Below are 21581 nucleotides of genomic sequence, written 5' to 3' on the forward strand. Positions count from 1 at the left end.
AGGCGCGCGGTAGGTAGCAACGTGACGGCCTTGTGTAAATCATGCGGCCGTGATTCCGCCGCAGAGCGAAGCCAGCTTTCCGCGTTGAGGAGACCGGATGCACCGATTCCGAGCATTCGTCGCGTGTTGCGCAACCATCGCCCTGTTCGCGCCGGGACTGGCGCCGGCACAGACCGGGCGGCAATACGATTCGTCCGGGCGCAGCCTCGGGCGGATCGAAGGTCAGGCGACGCAGCGGCAATACGATGCCTCGGGCCGGTTGACCGGGCGGTCGGAAACGCGCGGCGACACCACGCGCCACTATGATTCGTCGGGCCGCGGCGTCGGACGAAGCGAACAGCGCGGCGACACGGTCCGGCACTATGATTCGTCGGGTCGTTCGGCGGGACGGACAGAATGGTCCGGCGACCGGGCTCGCCTCTACGATTCCTCAGGGCGCAGCACCGGCCGGATCGAGCGCAGCGGCGATTCCTGGCGCCGCTACGACGCCCAGGGGCGCCTGATCGGGCGTGGCACAGGGCCAGCACCCGACCGGTAGGGGCAGTTTCAGCCGCCGGCCTTGGCCATCAGGCCCTTCACCTCGTCCATCGCTTCGGCGAAGCGCTTGTTCAGGACCGAGAGCGCCTCGCTGTTCGACTTCTGGATCAGGTCGGCGATCTCCTGAAGATTGGCCACCGCCTTCTCATAGGTCGCCTTGGCGAGCTCGGCCTGCTTGGTGGCCTTGTCCTGCGGGGCATCCGCCGTGGCGAAGGCCTTCATCGCCTCGGTCATCTCGGCGACGGAACTCTGCATGATCTCCATGTGCCGCCGCGCCACGGCCTGGGCGCCTTCCAGCGCAACACGATTGGCGGTGGACAGTGCCTCGATGTTCTTGCGCTGCGCCGCCGCGAGCGCCTCCATGTCCGGCATCGCCGGCATGCGGAACTCACCGAGAACCTTCATCATGTCGAAGTCTGGCTTGAATCCGAAACGGTCTGACATTGCCTGCTCCCGCGTTGCGCACGCACCCTAGACCCAATTCCGTGGCGCCGCATCATGAACAGCATGCGACGCGTCGCAGTGATTGACTGCCATCCTCAATATCCAACGGCGTTCGTCGGAGATGACCATTGGTGGGTGCCGCACCAGGACTGGATGGGCGATTGTAGGAGCGCAACCTTTTGCCAAACCCCAAGCTGAAACGTTGCGCCGCGCGCACCGCTCGGCGTCACGCTGCGCCAAGTCGATGTCTGCAAGAGCCGTCCTGATGGCTGGCGTCATGCCGCCGGCGGAAATCGGAGGGGCTCCGCCTCTCCGTACCACCCCGCCATCGGGCACCCATTGACGTTGCCTTGCAACGTCAATGGGTGCCCCTGGATGCTGAGCATCCTGGACCGCAATCCACTGGCACCAGGCACGACAGGCATGCCGTGCCCGCGAAGCGCGCTTCGTGCGCAGGCGCGGGTTTCCGCGCCCGTTCTGACAGCGATCCCCAGCGTCAGGAGGAGGTTTGCATAGACCTCCAGACGTTTGCCGGAGTGAGGTCCGGAGAAGGGCACAGCCCCTCCCCCTCGCGGCCTCGCCAAGTGGAACGTCAGGCGTCCTCGGGCGCCATCGGTGCCGCGGCCTGCGGCAGCAGGCGCAGGCTGCGCCCCACCTGCCCCGCGCGATCGAGCAGCCGATCCAACGCGGCCATGGTGTGGCCGAGATCCTCGCTGTCATCCTCGACCCAGGCGCGCACCGTGCCGATCCACACGCCGACCAGGCCGAGCGCCATCACGCGCTGGCGCCGCACATCCGTCTCGATCTCCGCGGCATCCAGCATCCAGCGCATCGACAGCGCGAGTTGCGGCATCAGAAGCGCGGCCAGACCAGGATCGGACCGCATGTCCTTCAGCAAACGCAGGATGCCGGCACGATGCGGCTGCATGGTGTCGAACCGGCGCATCAGCACATCGAACAGCCGGTCGCGCTCCGCCCCGCCCTGGCCCGGGATGGTGCCGGCCAGCACGGTGCGGTCCACCACCTTCCCATGCAGCAACAGCAGGTCGAAGCGCGTGGGGAAACGGTCGCGCAGCGCGGCCATCGGCAGGCCAGCTTCCGCGGCCAGCCGGCCCATGGTCAGGCCGGCCCAGCCATGGTTCGCGACCACGCGCCACAGCGCGGCGATCAGGGCGTCGTCGTCGGTCTCGCTCATGGCGCCACCATAGGCGGCGGAGGGGTCAGCCCGCCAGTTCGCGTGCGCGATCCGTCGCGGCCTTGATTGCCTTCGACATCAGCTCTGGCCAGGCATCGGGTTCCATCAGCACGGCAAGAGCCCGTTCGGTCGTGCCCTTCGGGCTGGTGACCGCCTTGCGCAGATCGGCCGCATCCTGCGTGCTGGCGGCGAGCAGCGCACCCGAACCGGCAACCGTCGCGCGGGCCATCTGCCGCGCGAGGGCCGGCGGCAGACCCTGCTCGATCGCGGCCTGTTCCATGACCTCGGCGAGCAGGAAGACATAGGCCGGGCCGCCGCCGGACACGGCGGTGACCGGATTGATCTGATCTTCCTCCGCGACCCAGGCGACCTCGCCCACTGCCTGCAGCAGTGCATCGGCGAGGGTCTTCTGCGCCTCGGTCACGCCGGGCGCCGGATAGGCGGCGGTGAAGCCCTGGCGCACCGCGGCCGGGGTGTTGGGCATGGCGCGCACCACGGCCGCCTGGTCCCCGAGCGCCGCACGCATCGAGGCGACCGAGCGCCCGGCCATGATGGACACGAACAGCGTGTCCCCAGTGGCGAAACGGGCATAGGCCGGCAGGGTGGCCGGTGCCTCCTGCGGCTTGATCGCGAAGACCACCGCACCGGGGCGGAAATCGGCCGGGATGGACGCGGCATCGGGCACGATGGTGGCGCGCCCGGCGAAGGCCGCGGCGGCCTGGGCGAAAGGCTCCACCACTACGGCGCGGGACAGCCCGCGCTCGAGCCAGCCGGACAGCATCGCGCCGCCCATCTTGCCGCAGCCGATGAGGAGGAGGTCGGGAAGGGTCTCGGTCATGACGCGCACCGTAGGAGCGTCAGGGCAGGAGGGCTACACCCGCCGCAGCGGCACCCGCCATGCGAAGAATGCCCCCAGCCCCATCAGCAGGGCGACGGTCACGAACAACATGCGGAAGGCTTCGACCAGATCGGCCCGCAGCACCGCGGCGGCCTCCGGCCCCATCGCGGCGACGAAGCCCGGGCCCTCGGCCACCAGGCGCTGAAAGGCCGGGGTGGTGGCAGGGCCGGTCAGCGTCAGTGCCGCGAAGACCACCGCGGCGACCAGCGCCGTGCCCGTCGCCGCGCCGATGTTGCGGGAAAAGGCGATCCCGGCCGAGACGGCCCCCAGCCTCTCCCGCCCCGCGGCCATTTGGGCGGTCACCTGCACCGCGGGGAAGGAGCAACCCGAGCAGAAGGACGTCACCATGAGCAGCGGCGCGAAGACAACCAGCGGCAGGACGGGTGCGAAAATGGCGAGCCCCGCCCAAACCACGCTGCCGAGCGGCAGGAAGATGGACGGCCAAAGGATCGCATGCCCGGTCCGCGCGGCCATGCGCCCGGTGAAGAAGGCCCCCGTGACCCCGCCCGCGGACATCGCCAGCAGCATCAGCCCCGAGGGCCCCGGTTCCAGCCCTCGCACCGTCTGGAGCCAGACCGGCAGGAAGGAGATCATGCCCACCTGCGCCCCGACGACGGCCGCGGACATGGCATAGCAGCGCCAGATCGACGGCTCGCTGAACACCGACAACGGCAGCAGCGGATCAAGCGCCGCGCGTTCCGCCCGCAGCAGCAACGTCCCCGCCCCCAGCGCCAGCGCCGCCAGCCCGCCGGCGAGCGGCAACAGCGCCGGATCGAGCCGCCGCGCGCGGTCGAGCCCGATCAGCGCCGCCGCGACCATCACGACGAACAGGGCGAGCCCCGTCCAGTCGAAGCGGAGCCGGATCCCGAGACGCGCTGGCTGCACATAGGGCAGGCGCCGCGCCAATGCCGCGCAGGCCAGCGCGATCGGCAGCAACAGCAGGAAGACCGATCGCCAGCCGAAGGCCTGGGTCATGTAGCCGCCCGCCACCGGCCCGAAGGCCGAGGCGAAGGCATAGGACCCCGCGATCCGCGCCTGGTATCGCCCGCGGTCGCGCGGCGGCAGCGCCTCCCCGATCAGCGCCTGGGCCAGGGTGAGCAGCGCCCCGCCCCCAAAGCCCTGCACGATGCGCGCGACGACCAGGGCCGGCAGGGTCGGCGCCAGGACACAGCCGAGGCAGCCGGTGAAGAAGACGGCCAGCGCTCCGAACAGCACCCGGCGCCGGCCGAAACAGTCACCGAGCTGGCCGAAGACCGGCGCGGCACAGGTAGCGGCGACGAGATAGGCGACCAGGATCCAGGAGGTGCGCTCGATGCCGCCCATCTCGGCCGCGATGGCCGGCAGCGCGGTGGCGACGATGGTCTGGTCGACGGCAGCGAGGAAAATGACAAGGGAGACGCCAGGGAAGGCGCGGAGGAAAGCGTCGCGGAGGGCAGTTTCCTCGGTGGTCACGGGTTGACCGGAGAGGGGCTTTGCCCCTCTCCGGACCTCACCCCACCAAAGGCCACAGGGCCTTTGGAAACCGATACTTGGTGCCTGGCGTCGTTGGTCGGATGAACGCCGGGGCGTGTGCTGGCGCCCCAAGCGCGCGGGGACTGGCCACCATGTCGTCCGTGCCCATCTCCGGCCGCCGGCCACCCAGCATGTGCGCCGTTCATGCGCAGGAAGGCATCCAATTCGCTTCCGCCGGCGCGGCCCGGCCCATCGACCCAGCGTCGCGCGCCAAGGGCGCGTTCCGGGGGAATGCTGTGCCCGTCTGCAGGGCGGAAAGGAGGTTTCCAAAGGCCTTTCGACCCTTGGCGGGTGGAGGTGCGGAGGAGGGCAAAGCCCTCCTCCGCGGCCCCGGGCGCCACCTCAGAGGCTCCCGCTGCGCCCCATTTCCAGGAACTTCTCTCGCCGTCGCGCCCGCAGGGTCGCCCCGTCCAGCGCGACCAGCGGTTCCAACAGTTGCTCGATCTTGTCGCCCAGGGCCGCGATGGTCGCATGCGCGTCGCGATGTGCGCCGCCCAGGGGTTCCGGCACCACCGCGTCCACCAGGTTCAACCTGCGGAGGTCGTCTGCCGTCAGCTTCAACGCCTCGGCGGCGGTCGGTGCCTGGGCGGCGTCGCGCCACAGGATGGACGCGCACCCTTCCGGCGAGATCACCGAGTAGATCGCATGTTCCAACATGATGATGCGGTCCGCCGCGGCGAGTGCGATGGCGCCGCCGGACCCGCCCTCGCCGATGATGGTGGCGATGAAGGGGACGGGGGCGTCGAGGCCTGCCTCGATGGACCGCGCGATGGCCTCCGCCTGGCCGCGGGCCTCGGCCTCGATGCCCGGGAAGGCCCCGGCGGTGTCGACGAAGGACAGAATCGGCAGGCCGAAGCGGCCGGCGAGTTCCATCAGGCGACGCGCCTTCCGGTAGCCCTCGGGCCGCGCCATGCCGAAATTGTGCTTCACGCGGCTTTCGGTGTCGTTCCCGCGCTCGGTGCCGATCACCATCACGGCGCGGCCGCGGAAGCGGCCCATGCCGCCCATGATCGCCGCGTCGTCGGCGAAGGCGCGGTCGCCGGCGAGCGGCGTGTAGTCCTCGATCAGCGCGGCGATGAAATCGCCGCAATGCGGCCGGTCGGGATGGCGGGCGACCTGGGCCTTCTGCCAGGGCGTCAGCTTGGCATAGGTCGCCTTGAGCAGCGTCTGCGCCTTGTCGTGCAGACGGCCGACCTCCTCGGCGACATCAATGCCGCCGGCGTCGGTGGTCCGGCGCAGCTCCTCGATCTTGCCCTCGAGTTCGGCGATCGGCTTTTCGAAGTCCAGGAAGTGGCGCATGGCCGGCGGGGGTTAGCCGATATCGGCGCCGGGCGCGACCCCCCCGGATGCAGCCAGGGGGTGATGGGTCTCCACCAGCGTCTTCAAACGGCTCTCCAGCACCTTCGTGTAGATCTGGGTCGTCGCGATGTCGGCATGGCCGAGCAGGAGCTGGAGGCTGCGCAGATCCGCCCCCCGCCCGAGCAGATGCGAGGCGAAGGAATGCCGCAGCACATGCGGGCTGACCCGGGCCGGGTCGAGGCCCGCGGCCAGGGCTGCCTCCTTCAGCAGCAGGGCCAGGGATTGCCTGGTCAGATGCCCGGTGGCGGCGCGGGAGGGGAACAGCCAGCGGGCGCCCCTGGGCCCGGCGCGCTCGGCGGCCTCGGTGCGGGCGGCCAGGGCCAGGTCGCGGGCGCGGGCGGAGACTGGCACCAGGCGTTCCTTGCCGCCCTTGCCGCGCACGGCGACCAGGCCCTCCTCCTCGCGCAGGGCGCCGGCCGGCAGGGCGATCAGTTCGCTGGCCCGCAGCCCGGAGCAATAGAGCAGCTCCACCGCCGCCGCGGCCGCCGCGCCGCGCCGCCCGGGCAGGGCGGCGGCGGCGGCGATCAGCGCCTCCACTTCCGCTTCGCTCAGGGCCTTGGGCAGGCTCGCGGGCAGGCGGGGACTGTCGAGCAATTCGGTCGGGTCGTCCGGCCGCACCCCCTCGCGCGCCAGGAAGCGGTGGAATTGCCGGATGGCGGAAATCCGCCGGGCCTGGGTGCGCGCGGCGTAGCCGGCGCCGGCAAGCTGGCGCACCCAGCCGCGCAGCGCCTCGGCATCCGCCTGATGCACGGCGAAGCCACGGGCGGCGGCATAGCCGGCGAAGTCATCGAGGTCCGCCTTGTAGGCGGCGAGGGTGTTGCGCGCCGCGCCGCGCTCGGCGGAGAGCATTTCCAGGAAGGACTCGACATGATGAGCACCGGACATGGCGCACAGTTGCGAGGAAGGTGGTGAGGCCGCAACGGGTGGGGTGGAGAGGATAGAACCCCGCAGGCATGAAGCTATGGCGGATGACGGCGGATGGAGAGGGGCTCTGCCACCCTCCAAACCTCACCCCGCCAAAGGCCCGAGGCCTTCGGAAACCGTCACTCGGCGCCCTGCGCAGCGGGCCGGCCGCCATGACACGCGCGGTTCCTGCCCAGCGTCAGAAAGTATGACCAGGCGCCATGCACGGCGCGCGCCCCGACATCTCGAAACGAACGCCGCGCCCAGCGCCAGGTATCGGTTTCCAAAGGCCTCGGGCCCTTGGTGGGGCGAGGTCCGGGGAGGGGCAAAGCCCCTCCCCGTCGCGTCGCGAGCCTCATCGCCCTATGGCGTCAGCGCGACCTTCAGCACCCCGTCCCGCTGGTGGCTGAACAGGTCGTAGGCTTCCTCGATCCGGTCCAGCGAGAAGCGGTGCGTCACCATCGCCGTCAGGTCCGCCCGGCCCGAGGCAATCACCTCCATCAGCCGCCGCATCCGTTCCTTGCCGCCCGGGCAGAGGGTAGTGACGATCTTGTGGTCCCCGAGCCCCGCCGAGAAGGCGTCGTAGGGGATCTTGAGGTCCGTCGAATAGACGCCGAGCGACGACAGCGTCCCGCCGGGCCGCAGCACGCGCAGCGCGGATTCGAAGGTGGTCTGGGTGCCGAGCGCCTCAATCGCCACGTCGCAGCCGCGCCCATCGGTCAGGCGCATGATCTCCTCGACCGGGTTCACCTTCGAGAAGTCGACGACATGCGTCGCGCCGAGCCTCTTGGCGATGGCCAGGCGTTCCGGCACGCGGTCCACCGCGATCAGCGTCGTCGCCCCCATCAGCCGGGCGCCGGCGGTGGCGCAGAGCCCGATCGGCCCCTGGGCGAAGACCGCGACGGTATCGCCGATCCGCACCTCCCCGCTCTCGGCGCCGGAAAAGCCGGTGGACATGATGTCCGGGCACATCAGCACCTGTTCGTCGGTCAGCGCATCGGGCACCGGGGCCAGGTTCGCCAGGGCGTCAGGCACCAGCACGTATTCCGCCTGGCAGCCGTCGATGGTGTTGCCGAAGCGCCAGCCACCCATCGGCCGCCAGCCATGCTTGGTGCCGGCGCCGTCCTGGCTGCACTTGCCGCAAAGGCAGGCATTGGACCAGCCGGAGGGCGTGATCGCCCCCGCAATGACCCGCTGGCCTTCCTGATATCCCTTCACCCCGGACCCGAGGCGATGGATCACGCCGACCGGCTCATGCCCGATGGTCAGGCCGCGTTCGACCGGATATTCGCCCTTGAGAATGTGGACATCCGTGCCGCAGATGGTGGTGGTGGTCACCTTCAGCAGCGCGTCGTTGGGTCCGACGTCCGGAATCCGCTTTTCCTGGAGCTGGATCTTTCCTGGCTCGACGAAGACCGCCGCTCGCATGGTCGATGCCATGGTCTGTCTCCTTCCCGATGGAAGAAGGCTGACATGGTTGCCCCCGCCGGGCGTTGCGACGGATCAATGCGGCCAGGGGCCGGGGAGCGTTGGGAACCACCGGCATCGGCCGGCACCCTGACCCGGCCACCTGATCCGGGATGCTGACATGGATGGCCGAGCGGGGGACGCGGGCGGGAGCCGGACCAGGAAACACGCCACTCAGCGTGCTTCCGAACCGACCCTCAGCGGCTCGACTGGAAGCGCTCGTTGGGCAGGCTGCGCTCGACCGGCTGCGGCGTGACGCCGGGTGGGAAGGCGCCCAGCGCGAGGAGTCCCACGACGACGGCCCCGAGGACCAGCAGCAGGATGACGAAGAACGGGCTGCGGGACATCGGGCGGGGCGGCTCCCTCGCGGAAGGCTGGTGGTGAAGCGGGGCAGCGGTGATAAGCTGCTCAAGAATCGACGTTTTCCGTGGCCTGAAATCGGACAGGACGATTTCATCCGGACCGATATTGCTCTAGCCTCCGGCCCCGTGTCGCGCAACTCCGCCCTCGATCTGCCCCCCGAAACCCTTCCCGATGGCCCGTCGGAGGCCGCCTCGTCGCGGGCCCTGGTCCTGGTCGGCATGCCCGGCGCGGGCAAGACCGCCATCGGGCGGCGGCTGGCGGCGCGACTCGGCCTGCCCTTCCGCGATGCGGATGCCGAGATCGAATCGGCCGCAGGCATGCCCATCACGGAGATCTTCTCACGCTATGGTGAGCCGCATTTCCGCGATGGCGAGCGCCGGGTGATCTCCCGCCTGCTGGCCGGACCGCCGGTCGTGCTGGCCACCGGCGGCGGCGCCTTCGCCGATGCGGCGACGCGGGCGGCGATCAAGCGGTCCGGCGCCGTCACCATCTGGCTGCACTGCGAGTTGCCCACCCTGCTGCGCCGTGTCGCGGGGCGGGAACACCGGCCGATGTTCCTCAACGCCGACCCTGCCGAGGTGCTGCAGCGCCTGATGACGGCGCGCCACCCTTTCTATGCCGAGGCCGATGTGACCGTTCACTGCACCGATGAAAGCCCCGAGACGACCACCCGCCGCGTCCAGGATGCGGTGGATGAGGCCGTACGCCCGCAGCGCCTGCCGGTGGGGCTGGGCGACCGGGCCTATGAGGTCGTGATCGGTGCGGGCCTGCTGGCGCGCGCCGGCGGGCTGATCGCCCCGGTGCTGCCGGCGCGGCGCGTGGTGATCATCAGCGACGCCGCCGTCGCGCCGCTGCACTTGCCCGCGCTGCGCGCCGGTCTGCTGGGCGCGGATTTCCGGGTGGTCGCCGAGATCACCGTGCCGCCCGGCGAATCCTCGAAGGATTTCAGCCGGTTGCAGGAGGTGCTGGAGGGCATGCTCGCCGCCGGCCTGGATCGCCGGACAGCCGTGGTCGCGCTGGGTGGCGGCGTGGTGGGGGACCTCGCCGGCTTCGCCGCGGCGGTCGCCATGCGCGGCGTGCCCTTCGTGCAGGTGCCGACGACGCTGCTGGCGCAGGTGGATTCCTCGGTGGGCGGCAAGACCGGCGTGAACCTGCGCGCCGGGAAGAACTTGGCCGGCGCCTTCCACCAGCCCCGCATCGTGCTGGCCGACACCGACACCCTGGGCACCCTGCCCCCCCGCGAATTGCGTGCCGGCTACGCCGAGGTCGCGAAGCACGGCCTGCTCCAGGGCCCGCTGTGGGACTGGTGCGAGACCCATGGCGCCGATGCCGTCGCCGGCGACCGGGCCGCCCTGACCCATGCCGTGCTCGAATCCTGCCGGCTGAAGGCCGCGGTGGTCGCGGCCGATGAGCGCGAGGAGAGTGCGGAGGGCGGCCGCGCCCTGCTCAATCTCGGCCATACCTTCGGCCATGCGCTGGAAGCCGAGGCCGGCTTCGACGGCACCCTGCTGCATGGCGAAGGCGTCGCGGTGGGGCTGGGTCTCGCGGCCTCGCTGTCCGCGCGCCTCGGGCATTGCAGCCAGGAATGGCCATCCCGGGTCATCGCGCACCTGGCCGCGGTCGGGCTGCCGGCGCGTATCGGCGACCTGCCGCGGCGCTTCACCGTGGACGCCCTGATGGGCCGCATGGCCAAGGACAAAAAGAACCGCGACGGGCGCATGCGCTTCGTGCTCATGCGCGCACCGGGCGACGTCTTCACCACCGGGGATGTCCCGGCCGAGGCGGTCACCGCGCTGCTGCGCGACGAGGGTGCGCTGGGCTGATCCGCGCCTGGCGCGTTTGCGGCCAAGCGTCGGCGATGCCTATGCTGCGCTGCCGCGAACGCGTTGCGCGCCATCAACGTCCCGGATCGTTCCCATGCCGCTTTCCGCCCCCGCCGACCGCGAACCCATGCACCGTCGCCAGATCGACATGCACGGCTACCGCCGCGCCGATGGGCTGTTCGACATCGAGGGGCATCTGCTCGACACCAAATCCTACGGCTTCGAGAACGAGGAGAAGGGCTGGCTCGAGCCCGGCACGCCGCTGCATGGCATGTGGCTTCGCCTGACGATCGACGAGGATCTGGTGATCCGGCACTGCGAGGCGGCCTCCGATCACACGCCCTATGCCATCTGCCCCCAGGCGGCGCCGAACTTCGCGCGGCTGGCCGGCGTGAAGATCGGGCCGGGCTTCAATCGTGCGGTGAATGAGCGCGTCGGCGGCGTGGTCGGCTGCACTCATCTGCGCGAGATGCTGGCCCAGATGGCGACCGTCGCCTACCAGACGCTGTATCCGGTGCGGCGGGCGAAGGAACTGGCACGCGAGAAGACGACCGGAATCCGTGAAAAGCCGCGGATCATCGGCACCTGCCTCGCCTATGAACCGTCGAGCCCCGTGGTGAAGATGCGCTGGCCCTGGCTGGCGCAGGATGCCGCCGCCGATTGAACGGCAGGGCAGGACAGGCGTGCCCTGCCCGAGGGCCAGCGTCGCCGATAAGGTGACGGGATAGCCCCCCCCCGAGCTTCGGCGACCGCGCCGTCAGCCCCGGCCGGGGTCCGACGGTCCCTGCCATGAGCACGCCGCCCTTGATTGCGGTTACACCACGGTGCGCCGCTTCGTCGCGTGCCACCGCAGTAGCCGCAGCCGCCCTTCGCGCAACAGCCGGAGACGCAGCAGCCAGGCTTCCGCTTCGAGAACCAGCGCGGCCGCCTCGCGCGGCGCTGGCCGGGTCTCCTGGCTGCGCAGGGCGGCGAGCAGCGATGCCCAGCCCTGCAGCACCGCACGTTGCTGGCGAGGCCCAGCATCCTCGACGACATGAATCCGGAATCCGGCCTGTTCCAGTGCGGCGGGCAAGGCGGCGTCGGGTGGAGGCGGCCTGCGCGCCTCGGCATGAAGCCAGCGAGACTCCGGCGCGTCGTCGCAGGACACCAGGTCGAGCAGCACGACCTCCCCACCATCGCGCAGCGCGGCGGCGGTCGCGCGCAGCAATCCTTCGGGGGCCCCGCCCCGGCGGAAAGGCTCCAGCAGCAGGGCATGGTGGTGATAGCCGAGGCGAAAATCCGGTGCCTCCGGCGCCAGGGCCGCGCTGGTTACGCGGCGGGAAGACCCGCGGCCCGGCCCCGGCGCCTCGGGCGGCAGCAGGTCATGGGCAGCGACGAAGCAGCCGCGCGCACCGGACACCACGCCGCCCGCCGCCCGCGCGCCGAGTCCGGCGAGCAGCAGCGTATGCTCGGGCGCGAGCGGCAGGAGGGCGGACAGGCGCAGGACCTCCTCCGCTCCGCCGGGCAAGGTCATCCCCTCGCCCCAGAGACGGTTGGACCAGATGGCGCGATCGAACGGTGCCGCCGCCCGGCTTGCCTCGGCGCCGGCCGAATCCGCGACTGGCGGAACGACGGGTTCCACGCGCGTCGCCGCCGTCTCGGCCGCGCGCCCGGGGCGGAGCAGCCGGGCACCGCTGGCGATGGTGCGCCGCAGGAGACTGTCCTGCGTGCCCCAGGGGCGGGTGATCGCCTCCACAATCGCGCTGGGCGAATTCAGCATGCCTCCAATTGGCGCAACGGGAGTGAAGGAACTCTTGCCGCGACGCCGAAAGATCCATCGGCGACGCTTCGGGACCGGCAAGGGTTCCTGGTCGCCCTCAGGCTTCCGCTGACGCCGTTGGAAGGTTCCGCCGCTCCAAACCACCCCGCCAAAGGCCCAAGGCCTTTGGAAACCGCCACTTGGTACGTTGCGCCACGGTCAAGATCAGGGGCGACATGCGCACTTGCGGACGAAAGGCGGTGGGAAAGCTGGCATACGCGCTGCGCCCGGCACCAGGTGTTGGCGGTCCAGGCCACGTTGTGGCCCGGTGGGACGGAATCCGGAGAGGGGGCAGAGGCCTTCTTGATGCCCGCCAGCCCCGTATCGTCGTGCGCATGGCGCAGCACCCCTCCAATACCGACCACACCCAACATGGGCGGCCGGCACTACTGCGGTTGGATCCCCGCCGAGCGAGCCGCCGCGCCCCATTTCTCCATTTCGGCCTGAACGAAGCTGCGCATCTCGTCGGGCGAGTTGGACACGATCGCAGCCCCCAGCGTCCGGTGCCGCTCCACCACCGTCGGGTTCTGCAACGCGGCACGGATGTCGGCATTGAGCTTGACCAGCACGGGCAGCGGCACATTGGCGGGGGCGATGACCATCCCCCAGGTCGCGGCCTCGAAACCCGGCAGCAGCGTCTCGGCGACGGTCGGCACATCGGGCAGTTGCGGGCTGCGCTGCGCCCCGGTGGTCGCGAGGGCCTTCAGCGCACCGGACTGGATGTGCGGCAGGGCAGCCGGGACCGTGTCGAACATGATGTTCACGCGGTTGGCGATCAGGTCCGGATGCGCCTGGGTCGATCCGCGATAGGGCACATATTCCAGCGTGATGCCGGTCCGCTGGGCGAACAGCACCGGGGCGAGCCGCACCACCCCGCCGGTGCCCGCGAAGGTCACGCCCGGGTTGCGCTTCGCGTAGTCGACGAGTTCGGCCGGGGTGTTGGGCGCGAAGGCGCGCGGCGCGCAGATCACGAGTGGGGTCGATGTGGTCTGGGTCACGAAGGTGAAGTCGCGCATGGTGTCGAAGGGCAGCCGGTAGAAGGCCGCATTGACCGGATGTCCGACCGACACCAGGCCGAGCGTATAGCCATCGGCCGGGCTGCGTGCGACAGCCTCGGTGCCGATGACGCCGTCGGCCCCGGCCCGGTTTTCCACCGGCACCGGCTGGCCCCACATGGCGGATAGCGGATCCGCGATCAGCCGTGCCGTGATGTCGGAGACGCCGCCGGGCGTGTAGGGCACGACGATGCGGACAGCGCGGCTGGGCCAGGCGCCCTGCGCACGGGCAGCGCCGGCAGCGAGGAGGACAGGCGCGCTCAGCGCCCCGGCGCCGAGGGCGCGGCGGGTGATGCTCATGGGGTTTCCTCTCCTGGAATCCTGTCGTTGCGCGCATCTTGCGCGCATGGCGCCTGGGCAGGGAAGCGCCGCTTGCGCTCCGGATCCCCCTCCCCGCGCGCGCTTTCACGCGCCTGGCGGATTTCAGCCCGGCGCGATCTGATCTAGAGCCTCCCACATGAGGATTCTCGGCATCGAGGGCGCGCTCGCGCGCTGCTCCGTCGCCCTGCTGGATGGCGACGCGTGTCTTGCCCTGCGCCAGGCTGAAGCTGCGCGCGGCCACCCCGCCCTGCTGCCGCGCTTCGTCGCGGAGGTGCTGAGCGACGCCGGGATCACCGCTGCCGCGCTCGATGCCGTGGCGGTCGGGGTCGGGCCGGGCGGTTTCACCGGCCTGCGGGCGGCCATCGCCCTGGCCGAGGGCCTGGCGCACGGCGCCGGCCGCCCGCTGGTCGGCGTGACGACGGGCGAGGCGCTCGCCGCCGCCCTGCCGGATGCGTTGCGGGCGGGCCGGACGCTCTGGGCCGCGATCGACAATCGCCGCGGCCGCGCAGTGATCGAGGTCTTCCCCGCCGGCGCGGCCAGCCCCGGGCCACCGGTGGTTGCGCCTCTCGACGCGCTGCCGGCCGCCGCCGGCCCGGTCCTGGTGTTGGGAGATGCGGCGGAGGTCGTGGCCGGGCTGTTGCGCGCCCGCGGCGACGCGGCCGAGGCCCATCCCGGCCTACCCCATGCCGAAGCCGTCGCGCAGGTCGCCGTGCGGCGTCTGGCCGGTATGCTGCCGCCGCGCGGGGCCGCGCCGCTCTACGCCGAGCCCCCGGCCGTCACGGCCCCGGCATGACAATCCGCCGTGTCGGCGCCGAGGCCGCCCCGCTCCTCGCCCTGCTGCATGCGGAGGCCTTCCCCCCGGCCCAACGCTGGGGTGCGGAGGCGATCGGTCTGCTGCTCGACCTGCCGGGGCATGTCGCGCTGCTGGCCGCCAACGACGATGCGCCCGTTGGTTTCGTCATGGGGCGTGCGGCGGCAGGGGAAGCCGAAGTCCTGACCCTGGCTGTCCGTCCGGAGGCGCGGCGCGGCGGCCTCGGTCGCGCTCTGATGGGCGCTCTGCTGGCCGAGGTGAGCGGGCTGGGCGCGACGGAACTCTTTCTCGAGGTCGCCGAATCGAACGTCGCGGGGCGGGCACTCTATGCGGGCCTGGGTGCTGTCGAAGCCGGGCGGCGGCGACGCTACTACCCTGATGGCGGCGACGCGCTGGTATTGCGCCTGCCGGTCATCCGCCCCGACGCAGAAGCAGACGCATGATTCCGCCTGCTTCATCAGTCATAGCCAATATTGTGTGACCCTGTTCTTCGGCTGTGCGTGGAACATTTCGGCGCGGTTCCTCGCCACGCAACAGCACTTCCAGCACCGTCCCCGGCGGCATCCGGTCCAGTGCCAACCGCACCCGTACGAAGGTCATGGGACAAGTCTCATTTTGAATGTCCAAGGTGGAATTGACGCTTATTTCTTCGACCATTGATGGAGAAATTGCATGTGTCACCGATTTCACTCCACTAGGAATTGCAGGGCCTAGCGACCAACGGTAGAAGCGTTGACGCTAGGGTTACAGGGGGCTTGTAAAGTGGCCGAATCGAACACGCAGGGCGAACTGCTGGGACTGACAGCTCAGATCGTTTCTGCCCATGTCTCGCACAACCCGGTTCCCGCTGCGGAACTGCCGGGGCTGATCCAGGAGGTCTTCCGCACGCTCTCCGGCGTCGGCAGCCGTCCCGCGCCTGAGCCCGAACGTCCGCAGCCCGCCGTGCCGGTCAAAAAGTCGATCACGCCGGGCTATCTGATCTGCCTCGAGGACGGGAAGAAGCTGAAGATGCTGAAGCGGCATCTGAAGACAGCCTACAACCTGTCGCCGGAGCAGTATCGTGAGCGCTGGGGTCTGCCGCCGGACTACCCGATGGTGGCGCCGGACTACGCCAAACACCGCTCCTCGCTCGCGAAGAAGATCGGCCTCGGCACGACGCCGCGTGCGCGCGCGGGCAAGTCGAAGGGCTGAGCGGCCGCAGATGTCGCGTGCGACTATCGGGGCGATAGGCGCCTTGGCAGTGGCCTGACAGGGCGGCGGGGACTATCGTTCCCGCTGCGCCGACTTGTGGCGCGTGACCGTTCCGGGATACCGACCACCGCATGGAGACCCGCATCCAGGCCCGCCCGCCCGCCCAGGACCGCGCCCCGTCGCGCATCGAGCAACTCTGCATCGAGCGTGGACTGAAGATGACCGGCCAGCGCCGGCTGATCGCGCGCGTGCTGAGCGAGGCTGAGGACCATCCGGATGTCGAGGACGTGTACCGCCGCGCACTCGCACTCGATAACAAGGTGTCGATCGCGACCGTCTATCGGACCGTCCGCCTGCTCGAGGAGAAGGGGATCCTCGAACGCCGCGACTTCGGCGGCGGCCGCGCCCGCTACGATCCGGCCGATCGCGGCCATCACCACCATCTGATCGACGTCGATACCGGCAAGGTCATCGAATTCGCCGACGAGGAGTTCGAGGAACTGGCCCGGATCATGGCCCGCCGCCTCGGCTTCGTGCTGGTCGGACAGAGGCTTGAGCTTTTCGGCCGCCGCGCCGAACCCGTCGAGGCCGAGGCCCCGGGCAAGCGCCGGAAGCCCGGACGCGAATCGTGACCGATCAGGATGACCCCGACTTCGGGGAACTGCGTGCCGGCAATCTCGGCGTGCGTCTTGCCAGGGACCAGGCCGAGGTCGATGCCAGCCAGGCGCTGCGCTATCGCGTCTTCTATGGCGAGATGGGCGCCCATGCCGATGCCGAGACCACGGCGACGCAGCGCGACCGCGACGAATTCGACGCCGTCGCCGAGCATCTGCTGGTGGTCGACCATGACCGCGGCGAGGGTGCCGAATCGGTCGTCGGGTCCTATCGCCTGATCCGCCGGGCCGCCGCCGCACGGCTGGGGCGCTGGTATTCGGCGTCGGAATACGACATCTCCCGCATCGTCGCCGTCGAGGGCGAGATCGTCGAATGCGGTCGGTCCTGCGTCGATCCCGCCTATCGCACCCGGGCGGCGCTGCAGCTCATGTGGGCAGGCATCGCGGCCTATGTGTTCCGGCATCGCATCGCGATCCTCTTCGGCTGCGCCTCGCTGCCGGGCACCGATCTCGATGCGCTCGCGGACCAGCTCACCTACCTCGCCGCGAACCACATGGCGCCGGAGGACATCCGCCCCCGTGCGCTGCCCGAACGTTATGTCGAGATGCTGCGCAAGGATCCGGCGACGATCGACGTGAAGGGGACGCTCATCGACCTGCCGCCGCTGGTGAAGGGCTATCTGCGCCTGGGCGGCTTCGTCGGCGACGGCGCCGTGATCGATGAGCAGTTCAACACCACCGACGTCGCGGTGCTGGTAAAGACCGAGCTGATCACCGGCAAATACGCCAAGCACTACGAACGGAAGCTGCGCGACGCATAGGCCAGCGGCCGCCCGTCGATCGCCGCGAGCCCCAGGCCGATCAGCGCCATGCCCAGCAGATGGCGCGGTTCCAGCGCCTCATGCAGCACGAGGGTGCCGAGCAGGATGGCGCTGACCGGGATCAGGAAGGTGACCAGCAGCAGGTTCACCGCCCCGGCCAGCGCCAGGATGCGGAAGTACAGGACGTAGGCCGCCGCGGTGGACAGCCCCGCGAGGCCCAGCACGGCGCCGATGGTAGCGCCCGACGGCATCGCCAGCCCCCAGGGCCGGTCGATCAGCAGGGCTAGCGGCGCCATCATCAGCGTCGATGCCGTCACCTGGCCGAGCGCCGCCTGCATCGGCGCGACGCCGATCGCACGGAAGCGCCGCCCGAAGACGCCGGCGCAGGCATAGGAGAAGGTCGCCGCGAGCATCGCCGCCGTCGCCGGCCCGGCCACCGTCGCGCCGGTCAGGATGGCCGGCCCCATCATCGCCGCTACGCCGGCGAAGCCGAGCAGCACCCCGGCGATCTTTCCCGGTGTCACCCTTTCCTCGACGGTCACGACATGGGCGACCAGCACTGTCCAGAGCGGCGTCGTCGCATTCAGGATCGAGGCCAGGCCCGAGGGCAGCGTCTGCTGCGCCCAGACGATCAGGCTGAACGGTACGACGTTGTTCAGCAGCGCCATGATCCCAATGGCCCGCCACGCCGGCGCTCCGCGCGGCGCGGCGACACCAAGCAGCGGCAGGGCCAGCCAAAGCAGGCCCGCGGCCAACGCGACGCGCAGCGCAACCAGGGTGAGCGGCGGGATCTCCGCCACGGCGACGCCGACGAAGAAGAAGGAGCCGCCCCAAAGGACGGACAGGGCGAGAAGGAAGGACCAGGCAAGGGCGGACATGGCACGGTGATCGCGCGTAGCCACGACGAAGGACAGTCCGGGCGTTGCGGCCGTGCGTCCGACCGGGAGGGCATCTGGCTGCTCTCGGGGTCATCCGATCCGGATGCTGACGCTGTGGCAGTTGGACAGGCGCTCTCCCTCTGAGCCACCCCGCCAAGTGCTCGGAGCACCTGGAACGCAGACACCTGGCGCCCGGCAGAAAAGGCATGCCGCTCTCCGCCGAGCGCCTTGCGGGCGCAGGGGCGGGTTTCGGCGCAGGCTCTGCCGACGGCGCACGGCGCCAAGTAAAGGTTCCCAAAGGACCTGTGGCCTTTGGTGAGGTGGTTTGGAGGGGCAAAGCCCCTCCAACTCAGCCGCGGAGAGCAGGCCAGTCGTCAGGAGGGCCCCGCAGCCTTCGCTGACGTGGTGGCGCGAACAAACCCCGCCAGCTCAGGCTGCCTCCAGGGCCAGCGCGATGCCTTGTCCGCCCCCGATGCACAGCGTGACCATGCCGCGGCGCAGCCCGTCCCGCTTCATCGCATGCAGCAGGCGCGTGACGAGCACCGCGCCGGTCGCACCGATCGGATGGCCGTGCGCGATGGCCCCGCCTTCGGGATTGACGATGTCCTCCGGCAGGCCGAGTTCCTGCACCACGGCCAGCGGCACCGCGGCGAAGGCCTCGTTGATCTCGATGCGTTCGAGGTCGCCGATGCTCCAGCCCGCGCGGTCCAGCGCGCGGCGAACGGCCGGCACCGGGCCCAGGCCGAACAACCCGGGTTCCACCGCCGCAACACCATAGGCGACGAGCCGCGCGCTCGGCGTCAGGCCACGGGCCTCGGCGAAGGCGCGGCTGGCGACCACCATCGCCGCCGCGCCACTGTTCAGCCCCGGCGAATTGCCGGCGGTGATGGTGCCCTCCGGCCGGAAGGCCGGGCGCAGCCGCGCCAGGCCCTCGACCGTCGTATCGGGGCGCGGCGCCTCGTCGCGCGCGAGGGATTCGTCGCCCTTGCGGCCCTTCACCGTGATCGGGACGATCTCCGCCTCGAAGCGCCCCGCCGCCTGCGCCGCGGCGAAGCGCTGCTGGGACCTTGCGGCGAAGCGATCCTGCGCTTCCCGCGTCAACTGCGCCTTGGTCACCAGGTCCTCGGTGTGCCAACCGGAATGCTTGTCGGAGAAGGCGTCGTTCAGCCCGTCCCGCAGCATGCTGTCATGGATCTCGGCCGGACCCATGCGATAGCCCCAGCGCCCGTTGTCGAGCAGGTAGGGCGCGCGATCCATGTTCTCCATGCCGCCGGCGATGGCGACGTCGTACTGACCGGCGAGGATCTCCTGCGCGGCAGTGACGACGGCCTGCGCACCGGACCCACAGACGCGGTTCACCGTCATGGCCGGCACGCTCACCGGCAGGCCGCCGCCGATCGCCGCCTGGCGCGCCGGGTTCATCCGGTTGCCGGCCTGGATAACATTGCCGAGGATCACGCCGCCGATCGCCTCCGGCGCGAGACCACTGCGCGCCAGGGTCTCGCGCACCACGGCGGCGCCGAGTTCGGTCGCCGGCACGCCCTTCAGCGTGCCGCTATAGGCCCCTATCGCCGTGCGAACGGGGTTGCAGATCAGGATGTCCTGAGCGGTCACGATGTCCTCCTCCCCGTCCTCACGCCGCCCGCGCGCCGGCACGGTAGCGGTCGGCGGCACGGTTGCGCGACAGGTTGGGACCCAGCGCGAGCCGCGCCGCATCGAGCTTCGACCAGTCGCCGACATCGGGCAAGGAAGGAATGGTCACCAGTTCCCCTGCGTCCAGACCGGCGAGGGCAGCATCTACCATTTCATCCACCTCCATCACCATCTCGGGAGGCAGGGCGTCGACGCTGGTGCCGGCGCCTTCCCAGATCGCGGTCCGGGTCGCGCCGGGCAGCACGGCCTGCACGCGCACGCCGCTGTCGCGCAGCTCGGCCGCGAGGCCCTGCGACAGTACCAGCATGAAGGCCTTGGTCGCCGCATAGACGGCGTTGAACATCTCGGGCGCCAGTCCGAGCACCGAGGCGATATTCACCAGCACCCCACCGCCGCGTGCCTTGAACGCCGCCCCCGCCGCGACGGCGAGGCGCATCGCCGCCACCGTGTTGAGCTGCACCATCGCGTCGAGCCGTGCGGGATCGGCCGCCGTCGCCGATCCCGCCACGGCCACGCCGGCGTTGTTCACCAGCAGGCGGATGCGCGCATCCTCGCGCAGGCGCTGCGCGACGCGCGCCACATCGGCGGGCTGCTGGAGGTCGGCAGGCAGGATCTCGACCGCGCGCCCGGTCTCGGCGCGCAGGCGCACCGCCAACTCCTCGAGACGTGCCGCATTGCGGGCGACCAGCAGCAGGTCGTGGCCGCGCCGCGCCAGACGATCGGCATAGACCGCGCCGATGCCGGACGACGCGCCCGTGACGAGCGCCGTTCCGATGGTAGGGGATGAGGACATGGGAGATCTCCGTTCGGGGGGTTTCACCCGCGCGCCGCGGCGCGGGAGATGAGGACCCGCACCCGGCCCTGTGCGGCGCGGGGCAGTGGCGCGACGATCCCGCCATCCGCCATGCGTCGGTCGCCGGCACCGAGGAAAGGGATCCGCATCGCAGCAGGGCTCCGCAGCAGGGATTTGTTTTTGATGACGATCGCCATCATTGATTGAGATTGCGATCGTCATCAAATCTGTCAAGGAGCACAGATCGGACAAAGGAGGTCGCAACGGTGCGCGTTTCGAAGGAACAGGCTGCCGAGAACCGGGCCCGCATCCTGACCGAAGCCGCGCGGCTGTTCCGCGAGCGCGGCCTGTCAGGCGTCGGCGTGGATGCGCTGACCGAGGCGGCCGGCCTGACCCATGGCAGTCTCTACAGCCAGTTCGGATCGAAGGAGCGCCTGGCGGCGGAAGCGCTGGAAGCGGCCATGGCCGGCACGGCCCTCGCGCGCATCCCGGACGATGCCGGCCCGGAGGCCCTGGCCGGCATCGTCGCGAACTACCTCTCCCCGGCGCATCGCGACCGCCCGGGCAAGGGCTGCGCCTTCGCCGCGCTGGGCTGCGATGTCGCACGCCAGGGTCCGGCGCTGCGCGAGGTCTTCACGGGGGGCATCCGCATGGCGGCGAAACGCCTGGCGATGCTGCTGCCGGGCCGGCGGCGACAGGCGTCTGAGGACCGCGCCCTCGCCCTGCTCTCCGCCATGGTCGGCGCGCTGATCCTCGCGCGCGCCGTGGACGACCCTGCGCTGTCGGACCGGATCCTGGCGGCGACGAGGACAGCCCTTACGGCAGAGGGCGTCGAAGCTTAGGCGGTGTGGGAACCGAGAGGGGCTTTGCCCCTCTCGAACTCTCCCCAGCAAAGGCCACTGTAGCGAGCCACAACGTTCCGGAAATTCTGTCACAAGGTTCCGGACCCCTTTTAGATATCCATTCAACGCCCTCTAAGAGCCCCCTCAGAGCCTGAGCATTACATGAGTTTTGGCCCTCGACGCACGGCCGCGAAATCGGCCTGCCCCACGCATACCTGCCCGGCTGTTACGGGCAGGGCGAATCGGGCCATAATCTGGCATGGCCAAAGAACCTCCCCCGCCGCGTCCGCCCGCCCGCCCGCT

At 70.4% G+C, this 21581-nt stretch carries 24 protein-coding genes; 9 read left to right on the forward strand and 15 right to left on the reverse strand.

From position 1 onward, the window contains the following. Positions 1-97: 97 nt before the first annotated feature. Positions 98-538 (forward strand): type IV secretion protein Rhs, encoded by a 441-nt coding sequence (locus tag KPL78_RS11675; protein ID WP_219763161.1) that lies wholly within the window; start codon positions 98-100, stop codon positions 536-538. An 8-nt stretch (positions 539-546) separates the two neighbouring features. Here the strand turns inward: KPL78_RS11675 and KPL78_RS11680 are convergent, their stop codons facing one another. The 8 genes from KPL78_RS11680 to KPL78_RS11715 form a co-directional block, all read right to left on the reverse strand. Beyond that, on the reverse strand, positions 547-981 hold the full coding sequence (locus KPL78_RS11680; RefSeq protein WP_255568866.1) for a phasin family protein: 435 nt from the start codon (positions 979-981) through the stop codon (positions 547-549). 592 nt (positions 982-1573) lie between these two features. After that, the gene (locus KPL78_RS11685) at positions 1574-2176 is read right to left on the reverse strand and encodes a TetR family transcriptional regulator (protein WP_219763106.1); all 603 of its coding nucleotides are present in this window, start codon (positions 2174-2176) and stop codon (positions 1574-1576) included. A 25-nt stretch (positions 2177-2201) separates the two neighbouring features. Continuing rightward, positions 2202-3014 (reverse strand): pyrroline-5-carboxylate reductase, encoded by an 813-nt coding sequence (gene proC / locus KPL78_RS11690; RefSeq protein ID WP_219763107.1) that lies wholly within the window; start codon positions 3012-3014, stop codon positions 2202-2204. A 33-nt stretch (positions 3015-3047) separates the two neighbouring features. Beyond that, positions 3048-4526, reverse strand: a complete 1479-nt coding sequence (locus KPL78_RS11695) for an MFS transporter (protein WP_219763108.1) — start codon at positions 4524-4526, stop codon at positions 3048-3050. Between the two features lie 402 nt (positions 4527-4928). After that, positions 4929-5885 (reverse strand): acetyl-CoA carboxylase carboxyltransferase subunit alpha, encoded by a 957-nt coding sequence (locus KPL78_RS11700; RefSeq protein WP_219763109.1) that lies wholly within the window; start codon positions 5883-5885, stop codon positions 4929-4931. A 12-nt stretch (positions 5886-5897) separates the two neighbouring features. Next, entirely contained in the window at positions 5898-6830 is a 933-nt protein-coding gene (locus tag KPL78_RS11705; protein ID WP_219763110.1) for a tyrosine recombinase, read from the reverse strand. Positions 6831-7211: 381 nt separating this feature from the next. Next, a complete protein-coding gene (locus KPL78_RS11710; protein ID WP_255568868.1) occupies positions 7212-8288 on the reverse strand; it encodes an NAD(P)-dependent alcohol dehydrogenase in 1077 nt (358 codons plus the stop codon). A gap of 224 nt (positions 8289-8512) precedes the next feature. Then, positions 8513-8662: a hypothetical protein gene (locus KPL78_RS11715; RefSeq protein WP_219763111.1), complete on the reverse strand. Its 150-nt coding sequence runs from the start codon at positions 8660-8662 to the stop codon at positions 8513-8515. 141 nt (positions 8663-8803) lie between these two features. Here KPL78_RS11715 and aroB point away from each other — a divergent pair, with 141 nt between their 5' ends. Together aroB and KPL78_RS11725 are read left to right on the forward strand one after the other, a co-directional pair. Then, positions 8804-10501 carry a 3-dehydroquinate synthase gene (gene aroB / locus KPL78_RS11720; RefSeq protein ID WP_369412736.1) on the forward strand — a complete coding sequence of 566 codons (1698 nt, stop codon included), beginning with the start codon at positions 8804-8806 and terminating at the stop codon, positions 10499-10501. A 94-nt stretch (positions 10502-10595) separates the two neighbouring features. Then, on the forward strand, positions 10596-11165 hold the full coding sequence (locus KPL78_RS11725) for a DUF2889 domain-containing protein (protein ID WP_219763112.1): 570 nt from the start codon (positions 10596-10598) through the stop codon (positions 11163-11165). Positions 11166-11315: 150 nt separating this feature from the next. Here the strand turns inward: KPL78_RS11725 and KPL78_RS11730 are convergent, their stop codons facing one another. Beyond that, entirely contained in the window at positions 11316-12260 is a 945-nt protein-coding gene (locus KPL78_RS11730) for a hypothetical protein (protein WP_219763113.1), read from the reverse strand. Between the two features lie 425 nt (positions 12261-12685). After that, the gene (locus KPL78_RS11735; protein WP_219763114.1) at positions 12686-13654 is read right to left on the reverse strand and encodes a tripartite tricarboxylate transporter substrate binding protein; all 969 of its coding nucleotides are present in this window, start codon (positions 13652-13654) and stop codon (positions 12686-12688) included. Between the two features lie 157 nt (positions 13655-13811). Here KPL78_RS11735 and tsaB point away from each other — a divergent pair, with 157 nt between their 5' ends. Further along, positions 13812-14468: a tRNA (adenosine(37)-N6)-threonylcarbamoyltransferase complex dimerization subunit type 1 TsaB gene (tsaB, locus tag KPL78_RS11740; RefSeq protein WP_219763115.1), complete on the forward strand. Its 657-nt coding sequence runs from the start codon at positions 13812-13814 to the stop codon at positions 14466-14468. Then, a complete protein-coding gene (locus KPL78_RS11745) occupies positions 14465-14929 on the forward strand; it encodes a GNAT family N-acetyltransferase (protein WP_219763116.1) in 465 nt (154 codons plus the stop codon). Before tsaB ends, KPL78_RS11745 begins: the two co-directional genes overlap by 4 nt. Here the strand turns inward: KPL78_RS11745 and KPL78_RS11750 are convergent. Further along, a complete protein-coding gene (locus KPL78_RS11750) occupies positions 14898-15143 on the reverse strand; it encodes a sulfurtransferase TusA family protein (RefSeq protein WP_219763165.1) in 246 nt (81 codons plus the stop codon). The two genes, KPL78_RS11745 and KPL78_RS11750, sit on opposite strands and share 32 nt — an antisense overlap. A 105-nt stretch (positions 15144-15248) precedes the next feature. Here KPL78_RS11750 and KPL78_RS11755 point away from each other — a divergent pair, with 105 nt between their 5' ends. The 3 genes from KPL78_RS11755 (at position 15249) to KPL78_RS11765 (ending at position 17112) form a co-directional block, all read left to right on the forward strand. Further along, positions 15249-15677: a Ros/MucR family transcriptional regulator gene (locus tag KPL78_RS11755; RefSeq protein WP_219763117.1), complete on the forward strand. Its 429-nt coding sequence runs from the start codon at positions 15249-15251 to the stop codon at positions 15675-15677. Positions 15678-15808: 131 nt separating this feature from the next. Further along, positions 15809-16309: a Fur family transcriptional regulator gene (locus tag KPL78_RS11760; RefSeq protein WP_219763118.1), complete on the forward strand. Its 501-nt coding sequence runs from the start codon at positions 15809-15811 to the stop codon at positions 16307-16309. Further along, positions 16306-17112, forward strand: coding sequence for a GNAT family N-acetyltransferase (locus tag KPL78_RS11765; RefSeq protein WP_369412737.1), 807 nt, complete (start codon positions 16306-16308; stop codon positions 17110-17112). Before KPL78_RS11760 ends, KPL78_RS11765 begins: the two co-directional genes overlap by 4 nt. Here KPL78_RS11765 and KPL78_RS11770 read toward each other — a convergent pair. The 4 genes from KPL78_RS11770 to KPL78_RS30180 form a co-directional block, all read right to left on the reverse strand. Then, positions 17085-17990, reverse strand: a complete 906-nt coding sequence (locus KPL78_RS11770) for a DMT family transporter (RefSeq protein WP_219763119.1) — start codon at positions 17988-17990, stop codon at positions 17085-17087. The genes KPL78_RS11765 and KPL78_RS11770 overlap by 28 nt on opposite strands. A gap of 429 nt (positions 17991-18419) precedes the next feature. Further along, positions 18420-19604, reverse strand: a complete 1185-nt coding sequence (locus KPL78_RS11775) for a thiolase family protein (RefSeq protein ID WP_369412738.1) — start codon at positions 19602-19604, stop codon at positions 18420-18422. 19 nt (positions 19605-19623) lie between these two features. Further along, on the reverse strand, positions 19624-20436 hold the full coding sequence (locus KPL78_RS11780; protein WP_219763121.1) for an SDR family NAD(P)-dependent oxidoreductase: 813 nt from the start codon (positions 20434-20436) through the stop codon (positions 19624-19626). Between the two features lie 23 nt (positions 20437-20459). Then, the gene (locus tag KPL78_RS30180; RefSeq protein WP_255568870.1) at positions 20460-20585 is read right to left on the reverse strand and encodes a hypothetical protein; all 126 of its coding nucleotides are present in this window, start codon (positions 20583-20585) and stop codon (positions 20460-20462) included. 117 nt (positions 20586-20702) lie between these two features. On the opposite strand from KPL78_RS30180, the gene KPL78_RS11785 reads away from it, so the two are divergent. Further along, the gene (locus tag KPL78_RS11785) at positions 20703-21278 is read left to right on the forward strand and encodes a TetR/AcrR family transcriptional regulator (RefSeq protein ID WP_219763122.1); all 576 of its coding nucleotides are present in this window, start codon (positions 20703-20705) and stop codon (positions 21276-21278) included. The last annotated feature ends 303 nt before the right edge of the window (positions 21279-21581 follow it).

This window comes from Roseomonas alba, from assembly GCF_019430885.1.
In the GTDB taxonomy this organism is placed as follows: Bacteria; Pseudomonadota; Alphaproteobacteria; order Acetobacterales; family Acetobacteraceae; genus Neoroseomonas; species Neoroseomonas alba.